Source organism: 'Nostoc azollae' 0708 (assembly GCF_000196515.1).
GTDB lineage: Bacteria > Cyanobacteriota > Cyanobacteriia > Cyanobacteriales > Nostocaceae > Trichormus_B > Trichormus_B azollae.
The window spans coordinates 5,311,212-5,330,029 of record NC_014248.1; the positions used below are offsets into that span (position 1 = coordinate 5,311,212).

The window sequence follows — 18,818 nt, forward strand, 5'->3', positions numbered from 1 at the left end:
AATTTTGATGATTTGTTGATAATTATTTTCTATTTAACACACTCAGGTTAAAAATGGTAGTATTGCTTCAACAACAACTGCTGGGTATTCTTCATGCAGTCCCAAGGAACCGGGAACGAGAATGGTGGTTATTCCTGGTAAAGCTGCTAAAGCGTCCATTTCTTGACGTCATTTCGGGGGTCTAGATGTGCCTATAACTGCCATTACTGGTACAGATAAGGATTATACCAAGAACAGAAATTCAGATTGACTATGAATGGTATCAATGTTACCGATGACAAAGGCCGCAGACGCAAATCTGGCGTTTGGTTGTTGGGTGCTTTGCCATTTTTCGGTGATGAAGTCGGTTGTAAGTTTAGCGGTATCGGTAAGAACGTGGCGGCTATACATCCAACTTAAAAAGGATGGGGTGGTGTTGAGTTTATAAAGTCCTTGACCAAGAATAGGCGTTCGCGTAGCGATCCGTATGACTCGGACTATCCCTCTCACCATAGCACCTATATTCGGATTTACTCCCATTGTCAGCAGTGGACCACGCCAAGTCGGTGCGATGCGATGAAAACAATATGTGAAAAAGCGTCTGGTTCTTTAATCGCTAGCTTCAATACAGAACCAGTAGCATGAACCGCTGCAATCAGAATAATCGGGGTATTAAAAACAAATCCCACGAAATATGCTAAAAATTGCTGATATATAACTGGGTTGTAATCTAAATTCAATCGGTCAGATTCTCCAAAACCCGGCTAATCTAAAGCGGTAAATTGAAAATGGCAAGCAAGTAATTTGGCTAGTTCCCCCACTTCCCCCCGTGTAGAAACGCTACTAAAAGCAGGAAGTCACAAAACTGGTGAACCTTCTCCTATGGTCTTGGGAAAATCACCCGCAAAGGCTGATTTTCCCAAGACCATAAATATTCTTGAACTTCACCACCATAAGCACTAGTGGGTTTTGTGAATAAATTGGTAGCCATCTTGATTTAATTCGTAATTCGTAAAAGTATTTCCCAGTCCCCAGTTCCCAATCCCCAGTCCCCAGTCTCCAATCGCCATCACTTCAAATAATTTTTCACAATTTCCAAAATCCGTTCTGCTGCATGACCATCACCAAAGGGGTTAATTGCATTAGCCATTGCTGTGTATGCTTCTGGGTTGCTGAGTAACTCACTTGCAGCAGTAACAATACTCTCTGTTTGGGTTCCCACTAATTTAGCTGTACCTGCGGTAACAGCTTCTGGTCTTTCTGTGGTGTCTCTGAGAACGAGTATAGGTTTACCAAGGCTGGGAGCTTCTTCTTGTAAACCACCGGAGTCTGTTAATATTAGGTGCGCTCGCACAATTGCTCCTACTAATTCACCATAATCTAACGGTTCTGTCAAGAAAATTCTGGGATGATTACCCAATAACTCCTGCAATGGTTCTCTAACTGTGGGGTTTCTGTGTAAAGGCAACAATAACGCTGTATCAGAAAACTGATCTAGAATCCGTAAAAATGCTTTGGCGATAGCTTGCAATGGTTCACCCCAATTTTCCCGACGATGGACTGTAGACAAAATAGTCCGATATTCACCCCAGTTTAAACCCGGTATATCACAAGCTGGGTTAGTTGCAGCCACATTCAACAACGCATCAATCACCGTATTACCCGTCAGATGAATTTCCCCTAGCACTCCAGAAGCTTGCAAATTTTCCACCGCCAGAGAAGTAGGAGCAAAATGTAACTGCGTAATTTGGGAAATTAACCTTCTATTAGCTTCTTCAGGATAAGGATTAAATAAGTCATCAGTTCTTAACCCCGCTTCCACATGACCAACAGGGATTTTTTGATAAAAAGCAGCCAAAGCTGCTGCAAAAGCTGTTGTCGTATCTCCCTGGACTATCACTAAATCTAGGTTTTGTTCTATAAATAAAGCTTCTAAACCTTGTAAACTCCTACAGGTAATATCATTCAGAGATTGTTTAGGCTGCATAATCTCCAGATTCCAATCTGCTTGCAGGTGGAAAACTTGCATTACCTGTGCAACCATCTCTCGATGTTGTCCCGTCAGAATTACCTGTAATTCAACAAAATCTGGAGAACTTTGGAAAACTTGAATTACCGATGCTAGTTTAATAGCCTCTGGACGAGTACCGAAAATAATGCCAATTTTTTTAGTCATTAGTTATTAGTCGTTAGTTGTTAGTCAGTTGTTAGTCATTAGACATTAGACAACTGACAAGGGAACAGGGATGTAAAGAGATGGGAAAAATTACTTTTTAACTGTCACCTGTCACCTGTCACCTGTCACCTGTCACCTGTCACCTGTCACCTGTCACCTGTCACCTATTCCCTTAAACATGAAAAAACCCGGCTTTACCGGGCAGATGTACTGTTTGTCGAATTTAGAGATCTTAATTATTTTTAAGTTCACAAGTTAAAGGACAAGCTGCATAAACGGTGGTTTGAACTTTATCTTCTTCACCATGTAACCAGCTTAACCATTTCATTTCGTTGGGATGAATACCTTTAGCAGTTAGTATACCAGCCACTATTAATACTGCCATAACATTGAACATGATTAAACCACCTGCCACCAGCAATACTGCACTTACAGGCATTATAGATTGTAGGACAATCGACAACAGGCATCCGACCGTAGCCATTAAAACAACTAATGGAAAACCGACAACTAACAGACATACTGCCAATGTAAAAGTCCAGATTAAAAAGCTTTTAATCATCAGCAAGGAGTAGGTATTCCCTTGATTAGAGCTTTGAGCCGAAACCATGACTATTCCTCCCAATTACACAGCAAAGTTTAAAGTTGAACTCCAGTTGTGGCTCGTTGTTTACGAGTTAACTGTTTTGATTCAGTGAAGTCCAGTATATAGAAAGCTGCGGGAAAGATGAGCATTTTTTTACTAAACTTTACACTTAATTTTTTGTAATTATGAATTTGAAGTTGAATAGGCGTTTCAGGGTTATGACCTCTATAAGCATAAGTCTTAAGGAATATACCCTTATGGATAGTGAGCCAAAATCTGATCCTCGAAACCTAAGGCCAAGTTAGCTTAACATTTCTTATAAAAACTAGGGTCGCTTCTCATAATTCTCAGAGGACGCTGAAAACATGATCTAATGATAAATTTAGCTTCAAAACATTTACCCCTGGTTCACCAAATATACCCAAAAAACGACCATTAGTGTTTTGAGAAATTAAAGTTTCTAGTTGCTTTGCCTCAATTCCTCGCGCTTGTGCTATTGTGGCAATTTGCACCTTCGCAGTTTCGGGGGTAATGTGAGGATCAAGACTCGAACCAGAAGTGTAAACTAAATCCCCTGTAGGTTGGATATCTGCTTTTTTAAGTCGCTTCATTTCACCTCCAATCCCGTTCGTTCTAGCAAGGCTGGATTACTGCGAGCTAAATTACTAGCATCAGATACACCAGTTTTTAAGATTCCAGCTACATCATTTTTTGGGTTGGCTGTGCTGTAATTAGTGGTACTAGGACGATTCCATAATTTTCGCTTACAAAAGGTTGTCCGATTAACGCTGAACCAATAATCACCCCTTGGGAATTTCCAATTAAGCTACCATTCACTTGATCAGAAAAAGCAACTTGTCCCGAAATCAACATAAAGAGGGGATAGATAAAAGCCGTTAACACCCACAAAACTAAAGTTGAACGAATCGCATGACTAATTTGATGTCTCTGGCTTATTTTCAAAGTCCTCCATTTCAAAAAGCTCACACTGTTTATTCAGTTGTGCTGTTGCTTAACCCAATCTACGAATTATCAATGATTACTTAAAATTTCTCTGGTTGAAAAATGAGAACTAATAAATAAACACAAAGACTCAGGGTAACAACTCCGAACAGAGTGATTGTGTAAGCCGAAAACGATATTCTGCTCCCGGTGTTGCTGCTTGGACTGCTGGTAATATTAATAAATTAAAACAAAGCAGTAAAAATAGACTGAGAGGAAGGCGATTTCGGTTAGAAGTCGATAATGCAAATAATTCTGATAGTTCGGTCATAATCATAGAGTTTAAACCCAGGATTTAATTCGTATTAAAACCCAAAATCCACATACAATTTATGCTTGGGATTTTCATGTAATTATTTCTTGTGGAATCGACATATTGCCCATGATTAATTCTGTAGTTTGTAACCTAATATAGGATTACTATTTGATTTATGAAAAATTAGGTATTGTAGGGTGTGTGAGAACGGAGTTCGTAATGCAAACAAAAAATCTCCCAGGCCTTCAAAACAAGAACCGTTATTTAGACCAGCAGAAGCATATTCATAAAGTACTTGAAAAACGCGATGAACTCCTGGGGTACTAATACCTAAAAGAGCATCGGGGAAGGCAAAAACTATCGACCAAGAAGTCAAAACCGCGAAGGGGTGAACTAATAAGACTATGCTGGACAGAACGATTTCTTATTTTTCAATTTTGCGTCCTAAAAATTCTGGTATTTTTCCTACCATCAAACCAGTTACAAATACTACCAAAATCTAGTAGATAAATAAATCTGCTGTCCCTGTTCCCTGTCCTCCTCAAATAATTTGTAAAAACATATTTGAGAGTGTAGAAAATCCGCCAGGAGGCATTAATGAATCGTGCACTCCATTGACAGTACCAAACATTGTTGTGGTTGTCATCATTGCCAAAAGTGCTGTTTGCACCCAACCAAATCTTACTTCTTTTCTTTCTAAGTTAGGTTACTGTGATCCTAACAGAGAATTAACAAGAGGATTTCCTTGGTATTCACCAATTACTCTGATTACTACCAATAAAACAAAGATGATAAATACCATCCAAAAGACTAACCAAGCTTGTTTGACATTATTAGCAAATACCCCGTATGTGTAAATCAAGGCTGAAGGTATAGTAATCATTACCCAAGTTTCTAATAAATTAGAAAAACCGTTGGGATTTTTAAAGGGGTGGGCTGAGTTAACACCAAAAAAGCCACCGCCATTTTCACCAATTTGTTTGATTATCTCATAATGGGCGACTAGTTCGCGAGCGATAGCTTGTGTTGCTCCTCCTGCAAGGGTTTCAGGTACACCAGTCATCATTAATAATGATCCCCTTACAATAGACATAGGTAGTAAAATCCGGGTAATTGATTTAGTTAAATCACCGGAAAAATTACCTAATCTTCTCCCAGTTAAACCGCGAATAAAGGCAATACCCACCGCTAAACCTGTCGCGGCTGAAGTAAACATTAAAAAACCCAAAGCAAAGGTTTGACTGGCATAAATAAAGGTTATTTCACCAGAATAATGTTGTTGATCTGCGTTAGTTAAAAAAGAAAGAGTGGCGTGTAATACCAAATCCCAAGTTGGTGGTTTTAACTCTGTAGGATTGAGCGGTAAAAATCCTTGAGTCATCAAAATCAAAAATACCAAGATCCCCATGACAAGATTACTATAAAGTACCGCTTTGGCATATTGCAAACCTGTCATTTCATCTTCATAACGGACTCCACTGACAACAAAAGTTATTCTCTCTAAGGGATTTAAGACAGAGTTAAGCAGTGTTTTGTCTCCCAGAAAAACCCGAGCTATATTTTTTCCTAAAAAAGGAGTAGTTGCAATGAGAATAATTAATGTCAACGCAATCCGTATCCATCCTTGTAACATGAATTATTCACACTCCTTAAATAAATTTTTTAAGTTTTTCACCAGGATTACTTTTCAAAAAAGCTACTTTAGGTCATTAGTTTGCTACCTAAACTAATTCATATTGTTCTCGAAATCAAAACCAAGGAATAGAAGGATATAAAAAATCTTGAATTTTTATATTAAGGTGTTTACCCAAAGATATATATTAGTGTTTAGGGAGTTTAGGGTAAATCTAAACGCTAGATATAATTCCCCATAAACACTATATTTAATGAGACAGATCATCTAAAATTAATATAATTATCGTCCAACACAAATACTGAACTGGCCATTAAAATATACATAAGCATTCAGCTATTTCAGGCTAACGCCAAAAATACCTATTTGATTCCTAGAGTTTAAAATAGACTTGTCCACAAAAGATAAAAAGCTTACTTTGAAAGCTTTACACGAACTATAACTGGGATGAAACACTAATTATGGCTGAAGGCAAAAATAAGGCTTTGGGGATGAAAATATGAAAATTATTAAAAGTTTTGAGAAACATAGCTTTCTAAAAAGGAAAATCTAAAGGCTGATAGTTTAAAGATCATGACTTAGTATAAATGAATAATTTAGATCTAAGCTAACTAATCCACATACTGCCATTATCACCGGATTATAACGATGTCGGGCTAAAGGAAATCTATCACTAGCCACTCGAAAAGTTTTGACTCTACATATGACATATAAGATGTTCAACACCAATTCTTATTGATGATATTTTCTTTCTTTTGAATCTCTGAAAGTTCCGCTTTTTTGGGCCTCTTATAAGCTGTGATAATAAATTCTTCTCCTATATAAGCTTTGTCTCCCAAAAATCTTTGTTTGGCATCTAGGTTGTGGCGATTATTTCTAAATAGTGTAATATCGCTTATCTTACCTAATTGTCCAATAGGAACATCAACTATATCTTCACCTCCTGGCAATACTCTAAATTGATTCTTTAGAGTGTGTATTTTATTCTTGCCTGAATAATATTATTTCTGCTCTTGATAGTTACCTGGTCTTTATATAGCTTCTTCTGCACTATCTATTATTAATTTATACTCACTCAGTCCTTCCCATAATTATTGATATTTTTGCTCATCATTTTTTGCTCCTTCTATTTGGGAGACAGGTAAAATTTCCCTCAGAATTTCTACCCAATAATTAAATGTGTTATTTGCTTTTGTCCTCCATAGATCAAACAATAATCCTATAATTTAAAATGTTGGCTTCTGTCTGAGGTCTACTAGGGATAGATATATTCCCTCCTTTCGGGTCATTTCTCCTTTACATCCTCTTCCAGAGGCTATTAACCTAATTTTCCTTTTTTCAACTTCTGCTTGTTTCTCTAGATACCTTTTTTCTGCTAATGCTACTTATGTGATAAAGTCTTCATACTTAATTCCAATTAATGCTTTTGATTCCTGGAGGTATGATTCTATTGTTTCTAGGGAACTTGTCATTATTGATATATACAGTTACATTCTTTCTGTTTATTTTCCCACAAAATTCCTTTTAAAGATAAGTCTAATAGTGATAAAAGGCGGCTTTACAAATGGCACATTTAGAAAATAAATTCATAAATTATAACTTACAAGTCAGTAAAGTACTGCTAGTTGTAACTATATTTATACTTCTAGGAGTTTTAGAGTATTCCACCCCAACTGAGTATGTTTACTAAGTATGTTTTTGGATATCTCTACAGTGGAGCAATTTTATTAGTTAATTATTGGTTTGGAGGAATAGCAACAACAAGCGCAACATTTATTACTGTTTACCTAACCATGCTAAATATACCTATTGCAAAATTGTTTATGTGGTATGTATGATAGAGAGATTTAGGTTTTATGTATTTTTGGTGTTCTTTGGGCTTGCTAATTCAAACATAACCCTGTAACTCTAACTTTTGGGTAAAACAAAGACAATCGCTCATTATAATAACATAAAATTAATTCTGCAAGAGGTCTAATGTGTGGATAGCCGGAAGGGAAGTAATTCGGGCCTCTCCTATTGCTAGTCAAGTAATTGCAGCCATGGCGTTTATAGTCACAGGATTTTTAAGTCACCGACTGCGAAAATCTCAAAAAGCTATTGCATTTACTCAAACTCAACTAGAAGCCCAAGCCCAATTAGTGAGACTAAGAGAAAATTTCACTTCCACACTGACCCAGGATTTAAAAACTGCACTTTTGGGTGCAATTGAAACTATTAAAGCCTTTCAACAAGAAAAATATGGTGCAGTTTTACCAACCCACCAGAAAGTTGTGGCAACAATAGCACGCAGTCATGAAACTTCTCTAGATTTATTAGAAACCTTGTTAGACATCTATCGCAATGATACTGAAGGCTTAAAACTGGATTTAGAAGCGGTAGATTTAACCATCTTAGCAGAAGCAGCGGCTGTTACACTAATTGAATTAGCACCAAATCGGCGCATTCATCTATCATTAAACTATGGTAGCTTCGATTGGAAGCGAGCGCTCTGGGTTCACGGTGATGCTTTGCAACTGCAAAGAGTTTTTAACAATCTTCTCATTAATGCTATTAACCATTCTCTACGCGGTGATCATGTCGAAGTTGTCTTAGAAACCCAAACCTCCTATCAAATTGTGAAAATTTTAGATACAGGTGCAGGTATCCAACCTGAACAATTGTCTCAGTTATTTGAACGATTTTACCAAGGAACTAGTGATCGCGGTGGACTTTCCCAGCGCCAAGCTAAAGGTTCTGGACTAGGACTTTACTTATCTCGGTAAATTATTGAAGCTCATAATGGTGTAATCTGGGCAGAAAACACAGTTTCCAATGATGCCATTTTTGGTTTCAAGCTCCCTGTTTTGCCATTTCAGTCTTAAACACATGAGATGTCTTCTACCACAATAAAAATTCTCCTAGTTCAGGATGATGAACTTTTCCGTTTGGGCTTGCGTGTGCGATTGCAGCAGGAAGCAGATTTGGAGATTATCGCTGAAGCGGAACATGGTGACACAGCCATTGAGTTAGTCAACCAGAATTGTTTCGATGTTGTTCTTTTAGATGTAGGATTACCAGGAATCGGGGGTATTGAAGCCTATCACCAAATTAAACAAGAATATCCCAATTTGCCAGTTTTATTCCTCAGTTCCCATTCCCAAAAATCCCTGATTACGAAGTTAGTTGAAGTGGGCGCTCAAGGTTATTGTCTCAAAGGAGTAGCTGCTGAAAAATTGCTATTAGCTCTGTGTTCTGTAGCTGCTGGCGCATCTTGGTGGGATGAAACAGTAACCAAGGAAGTTCGTTCGCCATTTATATCTGCGTTAGCCATGCTATCGCCAGTTGGAAGCAAAAAATAGCTTAAAACCTGCTAATCGACTAACACAAAGAGAACAATTCTGTTAATATTGGCAGCCGGAAAAACTAATCAAGAAATTGCCCTTGCACTTTATATTACACCGGGAACAGTGCGGGTACAGGTCCATGATTTTTTACAAAAACTAGAAGTTAGCCATCGCTCTCAGGCTATTGTTGTAGCTTTACAAAAACAGTTAATTAGAAATGACGTGATTTTACAAAAACATCAAACTTCTTCATAATGGAGGCATTTCTTCTCCTACCCAAGCCAACCATTAAGCTAATTGTCGCTTATTTTCCCTATATTCAAAGAGGGTATGACCAGTTTTTTCAACAATTATCTGAAAGCCTCTTGACAAAAGACTTACAGACTTAACTTTTTATGGTTAGAACAAGGTAACCTTAATACTGGATGACCATCAAATATTTGGGAGATAATACGGATGATCAACTTGTGTAAAAGCTAAGGATTCAGGTGGTGGGGTATTGACAAGTGTGATAAGTGAGGCAGAATATAGCAGTTATGGAAAAGAAGCTGGGACCAAAACTAGACAGAGAGATATTGAAGCAGTTGGGAACAGAGCAACTGGTAGGAATCATTATTGACCAGAGGAAAAAGTATAGAGAACCTAACAAATAAAGTAGTAGAACTGGAAAAAGAAATAGAGAAACTCAAAGTCAGTAGAGATTTAGAGACCATAAGATTATCCAAAGCACCCTTGGGAGACATCCTCAAAGAAACCGAGAACAAACAAGAAGAGAAACCAGAAGAAAACCAGACACGAAAACGGAAACCAGGAGGACAACAAGGGCATAGGGGAAAAAGGAGAAAGGTGTTTGGTGGAGTAGATAGAATAGATTTGAGATAGTGGGACGGCAAGTCTGTGGATGGTGAGGTCACGGGCAATTCTTTGGCGAAGTAATAAAAATCCAAACACAACAAGTAGGGGACTTGGTGGACAGGCCAATGGAAATGGATTTGGAGTGTGTGTAGGGAAAGACAAAGGGCACACTGGTCACCAGAGATAGTACCGGGACAAGATATAGGAATCACACTACAAGCTTTTTTGGGATGGATCAATAACTAGGGCTATTGACCCTATGAAAAACAACACTTGTTGTTGTGGGAACTGGGTCAAATAGAAATTGGAGTGGGAACATTAGTAGGTACCAATGAAGGAATAGATGGTCCAGTGGCTCAAAGTATTCATAGCCTCAAACAATGGATCAAACAAACCCAGCCTCATATCCTTGGGGATGAAACACCCTGGGTAGTCAAAGGGGTGAAACAATGGTTATGGATTTTTGCCAATAGTGACTTCCCTTGATTTCACGGGTCTGATACTCCTTGTCCTGGCAAATTAGAATCCATTGTGGGTTCAAGTTACTCTGGTGTACTCAGTTCTGATGACTTTACTGCCTATAATGGTTATGCGGTCACAGCTCAATAGAAATGTCAGGCACATCTACCCTACCCTGTCACTTCAAGACACTAATCAAGATTCCTGGCTTCAACCACCAAGAAATTGGCACAAAATTCATCGACCTCATAGATGGTTTTAAAAACTACCCTTTATTCCAACAAACCCAAAACCTTCATGAATTCTTGACTTGGCCATCCTAGTTTCAACCAAAAGTTGAATCTTCCATTCATTCATTGATCAACCCCCAGGGGAACCTGGTAAACTTTCACCTTCCTTAGACAATAGACCTTGATCATAATTTAGCTGAACCAAGGTTAGGTTTAGCACTGACATCAAGAAAAGTCTCTGGTGATTCTCTTTCTCTGGAGCTATTCCAACATCCTGCCAATTTATTGACCGTTATACAAACTTGTCCCCATCAAGCACTTTCTCTAATTGAGTTTTTTGACCAACCTATGAAAGCCATGGTTCACTCTGCTTTCCATACACCTTCTTTAATCCTTCTACCTTAGACCTGAATCCTTACCCAAAAACAAGCTCTGGAAGTGGAGCGACAATTAGCAGCGGAAAAGGAAAAAGCTCGAATTTTAGCAGCACATTTGCGATCACTAGGAGTAGATCCAGATAGTTTGGCAAATTAGGAAAAAACTATTATGACAACCATCAAATTAAACGATCTCACCATTGAATACCCGAACAGGCCGAGAATGAACGACAACGGGCGGGAAAATTAGCAGAAAAATTAGCAGAAAAATTGCGATTCCTTCGTAGCGCTGCGCTATCGCTGGGAATTTATCCTGATAGTTTGGGTTAAATTAATACTGAAAATAGTATAAAATGCCGGAATAACTTGGCTATGGCCTCTGGTGGTGCTTGAGAATGACCATTTCTATCAAAGATAATTTAACTTGGTTGCAAGTCCAGCGTTACTGGGAACTGCTGCACGTCTTGGTAGTGCGGACTCTCAAAGTGCGTTATCGTGGTTCATTCTTGGGTGTTTATTGGTCGCTGCTGAACCCATTAATTATGACTGGGCTTTACACTGCCATTTTTGGAGCCACCTTCTCATCCTATTATGGTCACTCAATCCTCAACTACGTATTAGCAGCATTTACAGGATTGGTAGTAATCAATTTCTTCTCAGCTTCCACATCCCAAGCGTTGATGAGTGTAGTAGGTAATGGAGCATTATTAAATAAAATCTGTCTGCCAGTCAGTGTTTTCCCTGTAGCTATGGTAGCAGCGAATATATTTCAGTTTTCCGTTGGGGCATTTCCGTTACTAGCATTGATGACTTTAGTTAATTCCAAAAGTCCAGTCAATGTCCTAGCATTGCTATTTCCATTTTTGGCATTAATTCTAGTTTCCACTGGCATTGGATTTTTAGTCAGTGCTTTGTATGTATTTTTTAGAGATTTACCTTACTTTTATGAGTTACTTGTCTTTGTGATTTGGATCAGCAGCCCTATCTTTTATCCAGCAGCAATCGTACCAAAGCAAGTCAAACCATTCCTTAGTTTAAATCCCCTCTCCCCCATAATTGAAAGTCTCCGTCAAATTACATTATCAGGAGCACCACCAGATTTAGGTTTAATTTGGGGCGCTTTACTTAGTGGCATAATTATTTTGTCGTTAGGATGGACTTGTTTTCATCTGTGGCGACATCAGTTTATGGATTTACTGTAAATGGAAGTTATTCGGCTGGATCAGGTTGCACTGTGGCGACGTACACAAGAAGAATTTTCTTATGATTTAAAGAAAACTATGCTTTCTATTTTAGAAGGTAAATATCGCCAGCCCGCCAAAAAATTAGTTTTAGGTACTGTTGATTTAGTAGTTGCTCAAGGCGAGAAGATAGGTATAATAGGTGCTAATGGTTCTGGTAAATCCACCCTTTTAAAGATAATTTCCGGTATTTTACAACCTACTAGTGGAACTGTAAGAGTACGTGGTCACGTAGCTCCTTTGATTGAACTAGGAGCAGGGTTTGATTCAGAAATTTCTGTCATGGATAATATACTGCTTTATGGTGTATTGCTGGGCTTTTCTAGGACTGAGATGAAAGAAAGAGCGCAGTCTATTTTGGAGTTTGCAGAATTGGAGGATTATGCTTTAGTTCCAGTTAAGGGTTTATCTTCAGGTATGGTCGCACGTTTGGGTTTTGCCATTGCCACAGATGTGCAGCCGGATATTTTGATTTTAGATGAGGTGTTATCGGTGGGAGATGAAAGTTTTAAGAATAAGTGCAAGCAAAGGATGGATAAGTTTTGGGATGATAATGCAACTGTTTTGGTTGTCTCTCACGATTTAGAATTTGTCAAACAATCTTGTCATCGGGCAATTTGGATAAATAAGGGAAAAATAATATTTTCTGGTAATGCTGCCCAAACTGTTGATTATTATTTGAATAGTTTGTAAAATTACGAAAATCACCAGATATAAAAAAGATTAGATAAAATGCAAATATAAAGGTAGAAATTTAATGGATTTACAGGGAATTAATGTATTAGTAGATGGATATAACCTAGAAATGATCCAAGGGACAGGAATAAAAACCTACGGTTTCACCTTAGTTAAGGCTCTGATTGCTCTAGAAGCAAATGTAGATTTATTATGTAGTCGTTATACTAATAGTTATAATAGTGATTTACTTTTAAATGAAGCTTTATTTTTCGACATACAAAAATCTAATAGTAGCAATTTAGAAATTAAGAGTATTATTAGTGCTGCTATTCAAGGATTTTATCAAGCCAAAGAAGTGCAAGTTAGTGATTTTGTCATCAAACGAGATGCCGACTATATTTTTGAGTATTTAGCTAGTTCAGGAAAAATATTCAATATTTCTAATTGTTATAGAACAGCCAATAATTTATATAAACATTTTCACTTACAAACCAGAGTAAACATTAAAAAGAAAATTGATATCTGGCATGTTACTTATCCAATTCCTATTAAAGTAAATGCTGCCAGAAAAATTACAACTATTCATGATTTAATTCCGTTAAAACTTCCTTATACTACTTTAGATGATAAAAAATGTTTTTTTAATTTAATCAAGGATGCAATTAAAAATTCCGAGATTATTCTAACGGTTTCAGAAAGTACAAAAAATGATATCTTACATTGTTTTGATGTTAATCCAGATAAAATTTATGTGACATATCAACCAATAATTGATAATTCACATTTGGTTGAAAACCATACAACAGAAACTAAGTTAAAAAAGTATAAACTTAAAAATAAACAATATATTCTATTTGTAGGAACTATAGAACCTAAAAAAAATATAGGCCGATTAATAGATGCATATAGTGGTTTAGATACTGATATGCAGCTAGTTATTGTTGGCAAAAAAGGATGGTTATGGGAAGATGAAATCGGTAAATTAGAAGCAGTATTTGGTAAAGATTTTAGCAGGGAAATTAAGTTATTGGAATATGTAGAGAAAAAAGATTTATTATATCTCTATAATGGTGCTTTTTGTTTTGTTTTTCCATCTTTGTACGAAGGATTTGGTTTACCACCTCTAGAGGCTATGTCTTTGGGATGTCCTGTTGTAACCTCTAATGTAGCTTCTTTACCAGAAGTTTGTGGAAATGCTGCTCTTTATGTAGATCCTTTCGATTCAGATGAAATTAGACTGGGAATTGAGAAGTTGATAAATAATCCTCAAATACAAAACCAACTTATAGAAGCTGGCAAAGAAAGAGTAAAACTATTTAGTATGGAAAATTATGCAAATAAACTTTATGAAGCTTATACAAAAGTAATCTAAGCATTTTGCTGATTGTAGCTAACTGAATCCTTACACCTGGTCAAAAATATGACTTTTCCAATCAATGATAAATACTGGATAAATACAGTATATTTTTTACAACAAAGAATTCAAGACGGAGATAAAATCATAGCACCAACTGAATTTGAAGAAAAATTAACAAATGTTATATACTATTCCTTAACCGGAGAGCATTCATGTGATGATTTTCAGTGGGTCATTATCCATAAGGGTATGATGGAAAATATAGAATATGCTTTTCTAGATAAAATTTTAGATAAATATTTTCCAATTTTTGCTAATGAAGTTTTCGTCATATTTACTAATCACACTTATATGCCTAAATTAGACAGTAACTATATTCATCTAGAATTTTTTTGGGAAAAAATTAAATTGATGAAAAGCATATATAGTAAATTGCAATCAAGGTTAGAAAAAGATTCTGCTAACAACAACATTTATTTCAACATAAAAGATGTTAGCTCATTGACACGGAAAGAATTAGAATTAAATAGCCGTAAAATGTCCCAGACAGTGTATTTAGGTAATGAGATGATTTTATGTCGAGTTTTAACTAAATATATGTGCTACGTTAATTCTCAAGACATGAGTTTGACTCCTCACCTTTGTCTTAATGGATACTGGGAATCTTGGATTACTCAAGCAATGGTTCGTGTTCTTGAAAGAGGTTTTTATTGTCTCGATATTGGTGCAAATTGCGGATATTATTCGCTAATTATGGCTGATGTTGTAGCTGAATCAGGTCGGATTGTAGCCGTTGAAGCCAATCCAAGATTAGCTACTCTTGTAGAGCGAAGCTTAGTTGTTAATGGTTTTAAAAGAAATTCTAAGGTTTTGAAAAAAGCTGTTTCAGATACAAATGGGACAAAAGTCAATCTTGTACTTCCTGAAGGTGGTTATTTAGGTGATGCAACAATATCTAGACCAGCTGACCTACCAGGAGATAGTATAGTGGAAGTTGAGACAGTAACAGTTGATGAATTAACTCAAGATTGGCCACGTGTTGATTTGATTAAAATAGATGCTGAAGGATCAGAAGAAGCTATTTGGCGTGGGATGCAGCAGACCATAAAAAGAAATAAAAATATAATTATAATTATGGAGTTTTGTAGTTATCGCAACTATGATCCTAAATCATTTTTAGAAGATATACAGGCAGCAGGATTTATAGTTCAATATATAGATATTGACTCACAAATAAAATCCTTGACTGTTGAAGATTACCTGACAGCACGTTCTGGTGAACATTGGGATTTATATTTACAGCGAAGAAAATAAGTTTTGATTTTTCAAGTTTCAGGGTTTAGGGGATAAAGTGTGGCTAACGCCACACTACGTCATCATCATAAATAGCTATAGCCCAGAAACTATTGAAAAATGAAGTTTCCATTTCCATCGGCTTTAATCAAGATAGAAGAACGAAAGGCTATCTTACCTATAAATTTTTTCACCGTTTAGACATACCTTGATAAGAAGCATTTTGCCACCAACAAGGCTTTGCTACAATATCATCAAAAAGGTATAACTAAACAGTCTCCTTTACCTGATTTCTACATAAGTGATCATCATGAGGCATATCTTGCACCTCTCCGTACAAACCCAAGCAACCTAAAAATATGGGTGATAAGACCACCTTATTTCTATTGGTTTCTATGGGTAAGTCAAGGGTTTTGCTAAAATACATACTCTGTAATTTAATTCCGTCAGTTTTTGTTGGTGCAAGATGTGAGCGCCCAAGGGGCGCGATTACACGCCCGCAATAAATGAAAGAAACACAGTTAACAAGACTTCTACGACTAATAACTTATACACTGAAAAAGTATCATGACAGTCAAAGCCGTTATTACACTAGTACAGTATTCGTCCGAATGTGAGCGTGGTTCTGGGTGTTATTGGCAATGGTATTGGTGAAGTAGTTAAAGCTACTATCCCTTTTAGGAGACTAGATTTACTTGCCCACCCAGGCATGGTACACCCAATTTAAATCAGCGATGCAATCAATGCTGCCCTTGTGCCATGAGCAACTATAAAAAGCCGAAAAAACAAGATTTGGATATGAATTTACTATCCCAAATCAACTCGAATGCGGCAGGAATAGATATTGGTGCTGATAGGCATTGGGTAAGTGTGCCTGTGGGGAGGGATGAGGAAAATATACGCAGTTTTGCTTGTTTTACTGGCGACCTCTATGCAATGGCAGAATGGTTAAAGCAGTGCAGTGTTGAGACCGTGGCAATGGAATCTACAGGGGTTTATTGGATACCTGTATTCCAGATTTTGGAGAGTCGTGGTTTTGACGTTAAACTCGTCAATGCTCACTATGTTAAAACTGTACCGGGTCGCAAAACCGATGTATTAGATTGTCAGTGGCTACAACAATTACATACTTACGGTTTACTGTCCGGCTCATTCCGTCCCGAAGACCAAATATGTAAGCTTCGCAGTTACATACGTCAAAGGGATAATCTGATTAAAAGTGACTCCATCCATGTACAGAGGATGCAAAAAGCGTTAATATAGATGAATATACAATTACATTGCTTCATCAATGATATTACAGGCACTACTGGCCTGAGCATTATTAGAGAAATTGTATCTGGGGAACGAAACCCAGTAAAATTGGCCAGTTTGAAGGATGGGCGTATTAAAGCCAGCTTGGAAGAAATAGCTGCTTCTTTAACTGGAGACTATCGTTCAGAATTAGTTTTTATCCTTGAGCAAGAATTACAACTTTACGAGTTTTATCAAGCTCAAATCCAAAAGTGCGATAACCAAATTGAGCAATGTTTGGCTTCATTTACTGATAAAGTTGATGTTGAAAAAAAGCCTTTAGCTAAACCCAAGCGTCGGGGGAAAAAGCAACCAGGTAATGCACCACAGTTTGATTTACGTACACATTTATATCGCATCAGTGGTGTAGATTTTACTGCTGTTGATGGTTTGGGTGCTTTAACTGTACTGGTACTGCTTTCTGAAGTTGGTTTAGATCCAAAACGCTTCAAGAGTGTTAAGCACTTTACCTCTTGGTTAGGCCTATGTCCTGGTAGTCGTGTTACTGGCGGTAAAGTTAAAAGTTCCAAAACTCGCCCTATTGCCAGTCGCAGCGCGACTGCTTTTCGCATGGCGGCACAAACTCTATGTCGCAGTCATTCTGCTTTGGGTGCATATTACCGTCGTATGCAATCACGAATGGGCGCCCTCAAGGCCATTACTGCTACCGCTCATAAATTGGCACGTATTTTTTATCGCCTTTGGACATCTGGCGAACACTATACTGACCATGGTATTGATGCTTACGAACAACAGTATCGAGACCGGATACTTAAAAACCTGAAGATAAAAGCTCAAGCTTTTGGCTTAGAACTCATCCCTATTTCTGACTCAACGCAATGTGTTTCTTAGGAGTTTAAAGAGAGATGTCAATTCATACCGCACTTAATTTTCCCACATTATAACTTATAGTTCCAGCATTTTGACAAAGAAAAGCATTACTTAATGAACAGAGTAAATAATTCCTTCTCTAATCAATTAATAATAAATTTATCTATTATCTTCTCTCAACCAACCGGCATCAGCAACTATGCTCTAAATTTATTTCCCTATTTACAATCTCTCCAACCTACCCTATTAACAGCGCAAAAATATTCTGAATTCAACTGCTACCCAGTCCCAAATGATCTTACTCCTGCTGACGGTATTAAAGGACATTTACGCCGGCTAATGTGGACACAATTTCAACTGCCAAAGATATATAAAAACTTTAAATCTCAACTTTTATTTTCCCCCATACCAGAAGCACCTCTTTACAGTAACTGTCGTTTTATCATCATGTCTCATGACATGATACCATTACACTTTCCCAAACCATTTTCACCGCTAACACCATACCACCGTTACTATACTCCCCAAGTGTTTAAGGAAGCACAACATATTATTTGTAACTCAGAAGCAACCGCTAAAGACATCACCGAATTTTACCAAATACCCACCAGTAAAATCACACCTATTCTCCTAGCACACAATCGCACTCACTTCCGTTGTCTGAACCTACCCACCAGTAATTACTTCCTATACATCGGTCGTCAAGACCCTTACAAAAACTTGCAGCGACTCATCAGTTCCTTTGCTGCGCTACCTAATAAGGGAGATTATGAACTATGGTTAGCAGGTCCCACTGATAAACGTTACACCCCATTATTGCAAGCGCAAGTTGAAGAACTGGGTATCACTCATCGTGTCAAATTCCTCAACTACGTACCTTACAGTGAACTACCAACAATCATAAATCAAGCAGTTGCTCTCGTTTTTCCGAGTTTGTGGGAAGGGTTTGGTTTTCCTGTCCTGGAAGCAATGGCTTGTGGAACTCCCGTTATTACCTCTAATCTTTCTTCACTTCCCGAAGTAGCTGGTGATGCTGCTATTCTCATTAATCCTCATAACACAGGGGAAATCACAGAAGCAATGCAAGCAATTATCAATGATTCAGGAATGAGAAAACAACTTTGTCAAAAAGGCATAGAGAGAGCAAATTTGTTTAGCTGGGAAAAAACCGGACTTGCTACAGCAGAAGTTTTAAAACAATATTTCTGAACATACAATAGATGAAAATAAACTCAAATGAAACCTA

13 protein-coding genes and 7 pseudogenes are annotated in these 18,818 nt (G+C 37.3%); 11 read left to right on the forward strand and 9 right to left on the reverse strand.

What is annotated here, in order from left to right:
• Window positions 1-42: 42 nt before the first annotated feature.
• From AAZO_RS35960 to AAZO_RS41925, 9 genes and pseudogenes are all read right to left on the reverse strand, one after another.
• Window positions 43-970, reverse strand: a pseudogene (locus AAZO_RS35960) (alpha/beta fold hydrolase).
• A 78-nt stretch (window positions 971-1,048) separates the two neighbouring features.
• Window positions 1,049-2,155 (reverse strand): non-hydrolyzing UDP-N-acetylglucosamine 2-epimerase, encoded by a 1,107-nt coding sequence (wecB, locus tag AAZO_RS24745; protein WP_013193242.1) that lies wholly within the window; start codon window positions 2,153-2,155, stop codon window positions 1,049-1,051.
• Between the two features lie 232 nt (window positions 2,156-2,387).
• Window positions 2,388-2,765 (reverse strand): hypothetical protein, encoded by a 378-nt coding sequence (locus AAZO_RS24750; protein WP_013193243.1) that lies wholly within the window; start codon window positions 2,763-2,765, stop codon window positions 2,388-2,390.
• A gap of 323 nt (window positions 2,766-3,088) precedes the next feature.
• A pseudogene (gene kdpC / locus AAZO_RS27920) lies at window positions 3,089-3,698 on the reverse strand (K(+)-transporting ATPase subunit C).
• 86 nt (window positions 3,699-3,784) lie between these two features.
• Window positions 3,785-3,862, reverse strand: a complete 78-nt coding sequence (locus AAZO_RS44400; RefSeq protein ID WP_420807082.1) for a potassium-transporting ATPase subunit F — start codon at window positions 3,860-3,862, stop codon at window positions 3,785-3,787.
• A complete protein-coding gene (locus tag AAZO_RS24765) occupies window positions 3,835-4,014 on the reverse strand; it encodes a hypothetical protein (RefSeq protein WP_228371410.1) in 180 nt (59 codons plus the stop codon). Before AAZO_RS24765 ends, AAZO_RS44400 begins: the two co-directional genes overlap by 28 nt.
• 217 nt (window positions 4,015-4,231) lie before the next feature.
• A pseudogene (gene kdpA, locus AAZO_RS24770) lies at window positions 4,232-5,632 on the reverse strand (potassium-transporting ATPase subunit KdpA); the annotation flags it as partial.
• Between the two features lie 719 nt (window positions 5,633-6,351).
• A pseudogene (locus AAZO_RS32430) lies at window positions 6,352-6,621 on the reverse strand (transposase family protein); the annotation flags it as partial.
• A 102-nt stretch (window positions 6,622-6,723) separates the two neighbouring features.
• Window positions 6,724-6,846 carry a hypothetical protein gene (locus AAZO_RS41925; RefSeq protein WP_266887270.1) on the reverse strand — a complete coding sequence of 41 codons (123 nt, stop codon included), beginning with the start codon at window positions 6,844-6,846 and terminating at the stop codon, window positions 6,724-6,726.
• 777 nt (window positions 6,847-7,623) lie between these two features.
• Here AAZO_RS41925 and AAZO_RS24780 point away from each other — a divergent pair.
• The 11 genes and pseudogenes from AAZO_RS24780 to AAZO_RS24820 form a co-directional block, all read left to right on the forward strand.
• Window positions 7,624-8,496: pseudogene (locus AAZO_RS24780) on the forward strand (sensor histidine kinase); the annotation flags it as partial.
• A 9-nt stretch (window positions 8,497-8,505) separates the two neighbouring features.
• Window positions 8,506-8,973: a response regulator gene (locus AAZO_RS24785; RefSeq protein WP_420807039.1), complete on the forward strand. Its 468-nt coding sequence runs from the start codon at window positions 8,506-8,508 to the stop codon at window positions 8,971-8,973.
• A 30-nt stretch (window positions 8,974-9,003) separates the two neighbouring features.
• Window positions 9,004-9,213 (forward strand): annotated as a pseudogene (locus AAZO_RS44405) (LuxR C-terminal-related transcriptional regulator); the annotation flags it as partial.
• Between the two features lie 360 nt (window positions 9,214-9,573).
• Window positions 9,574-9,840 (forward strand): hypothetical protein, encoded by a 267-nt coding sequence (locus AAZO_RS27925; RefSeq protein ID WP_049790961.1) that lies wholly within the window; start codon window positions 9,574-9,576, stop codon window positions 9,838-9,840.
• Window positions 9,841-10,086: 246 nt separating this feature from the next.
• Window positions 10,087-10,299, forward strand: coding sequence for a hypothetical protein (locus AAZO_RS27930; RefSeq protein WP_144031372.1), 213 nt, complete (start codon window positions 10,087-10,089; stop codon window positions 10,297-10,299).
• 975 nt (window positions 10,300-11,274) lie between these two features.
• Window positions 11,275-12,081, forward strand: a complete 807-nt coding sequence (locus tag AAZO_RS24795; RefSeq protein ID WP_013193246.1) for an ABC transporter permease — start codon at window positions 11,275-11,277, stop codon at window positions 12,079-12,081.
• Window positions 12,082-12,813, forward strand: coding sequence for an ABC transporter ATP-binding protein (locus AAZO_RS24800; protein ID WP_013193247.1), 732 nt, complete (start codon window positions 12,082-12,084; stop codon window positions 12,811-12,813).
• Window positions 12,814-12,877: 64 nt separating this feature from the next.
• Window positions 12,878-14,170, forward strand: a complete 1,293-nt coding sequence (locus tag AAZO_RS24805) for a glycosyltransferase family 4 protein (protein WP_013193248.1) — start codon at window positions 12,878-12,880, stop codon at window positions 14,168-14,170.
• Window positions 14,171-14,218: 48 nt separating this feature from the next.
• Window positions 14,219-15,469, forward strand: coding sequence for an FkbM family methyltransferase (locus tag AAZO_RS24810; protein WP_013193249.1), 1,251 nt, complete (start codon window positions 14,219-14,221; stop codon window positions 15,467-15,469).
• Between the two features lie 777 nt (window positions 15,470-16,246).
• A pseudogene (locus AAZO_RS24815) lies at window positions 16,247-17,593 on the forward strand (IS110 family RNA-guided transposase).
• Between the two features lie 93 nt (window positions 17,594-17,686).
• On the forward strand, window positions 17,687-18,781 hold the full coding sequence (locus AAZO_RS24820; RefSeq protein WP_013193250.1) for a glycosyltransferase family 4 protein: 1,095 nt from the start codon (window positions 17,687-17,689) through the stop codon (window positions 18,779-18,781).
• Window positions 18,782-18,818 lie beyond the last annotated feature (37 nt).

Excerpts from the sequence above, each read along its gene's own strand:
- wecB (WP_013193242.1), bottom strand. The coding sequence starts at position 2,155 with ATGACTAAAAAAATTGGCATTATTTTCGGTACTCGTCCAGAGGCTATT.
- AAZO_RS24785 (WP_420807039.1), top strand. The coding sequence starts at position 8,506 with ATGTCTTCTACCACAATAAAAATTCTCCTAGTTCAGGATGATGAACTT.
- AAZO_RS24810 (WP_013193249.1), top strand. The coding sequence starts at position 14,219 with ATGACTTTTCCAATCAATGATAAATACTGGATAAATACAGTATATTTT.
- AAZO_RS24765 (WP_228371410.1), bottom strand. The coding sequence starts at position 4,014 with ATGACCGAACTATCAGAATTATTTGCATTATCGACTTCTAACCGAAAT.
- AAZO_RS24805 (WP_013193248.1), top strand. The coding sequence starts at position 12,878 with ATGGATTTACAGGGAATTAATGTATTAGTAGATGGATATAACCTAGAA.
- AAZO_RS24795 (WP_013193246.1), top strand. The coding sequence starts at position 11,275 with ATGACCATTTCTATCAAAGATAATTTAACTTGGTTGCAAGTCCAGCGT.
- AAZO_RS24820 (WP_013193250.1), top strand. The coding sequence starts at position 17,687 with ATGAACAGAGTAAATAATTCCTTCTCTAATCAATTAATAATAAATTTA.
- AAZO_RS24800 (WP_013193247.1), top strand. The coding sequence starts at position 12,082 with ATGGAAGTTATTCGGCTGGATCAGGTTGCACTGTGGCGACGTACACAA.
- AAZO_RS24750 (WP_013193243.1), bottom strand. The coding sequence starts at position 2,765 with ATGGTTTCGGCTCAAAGCTCTAATCAAGGGAATACCTACTCCTTGCTG.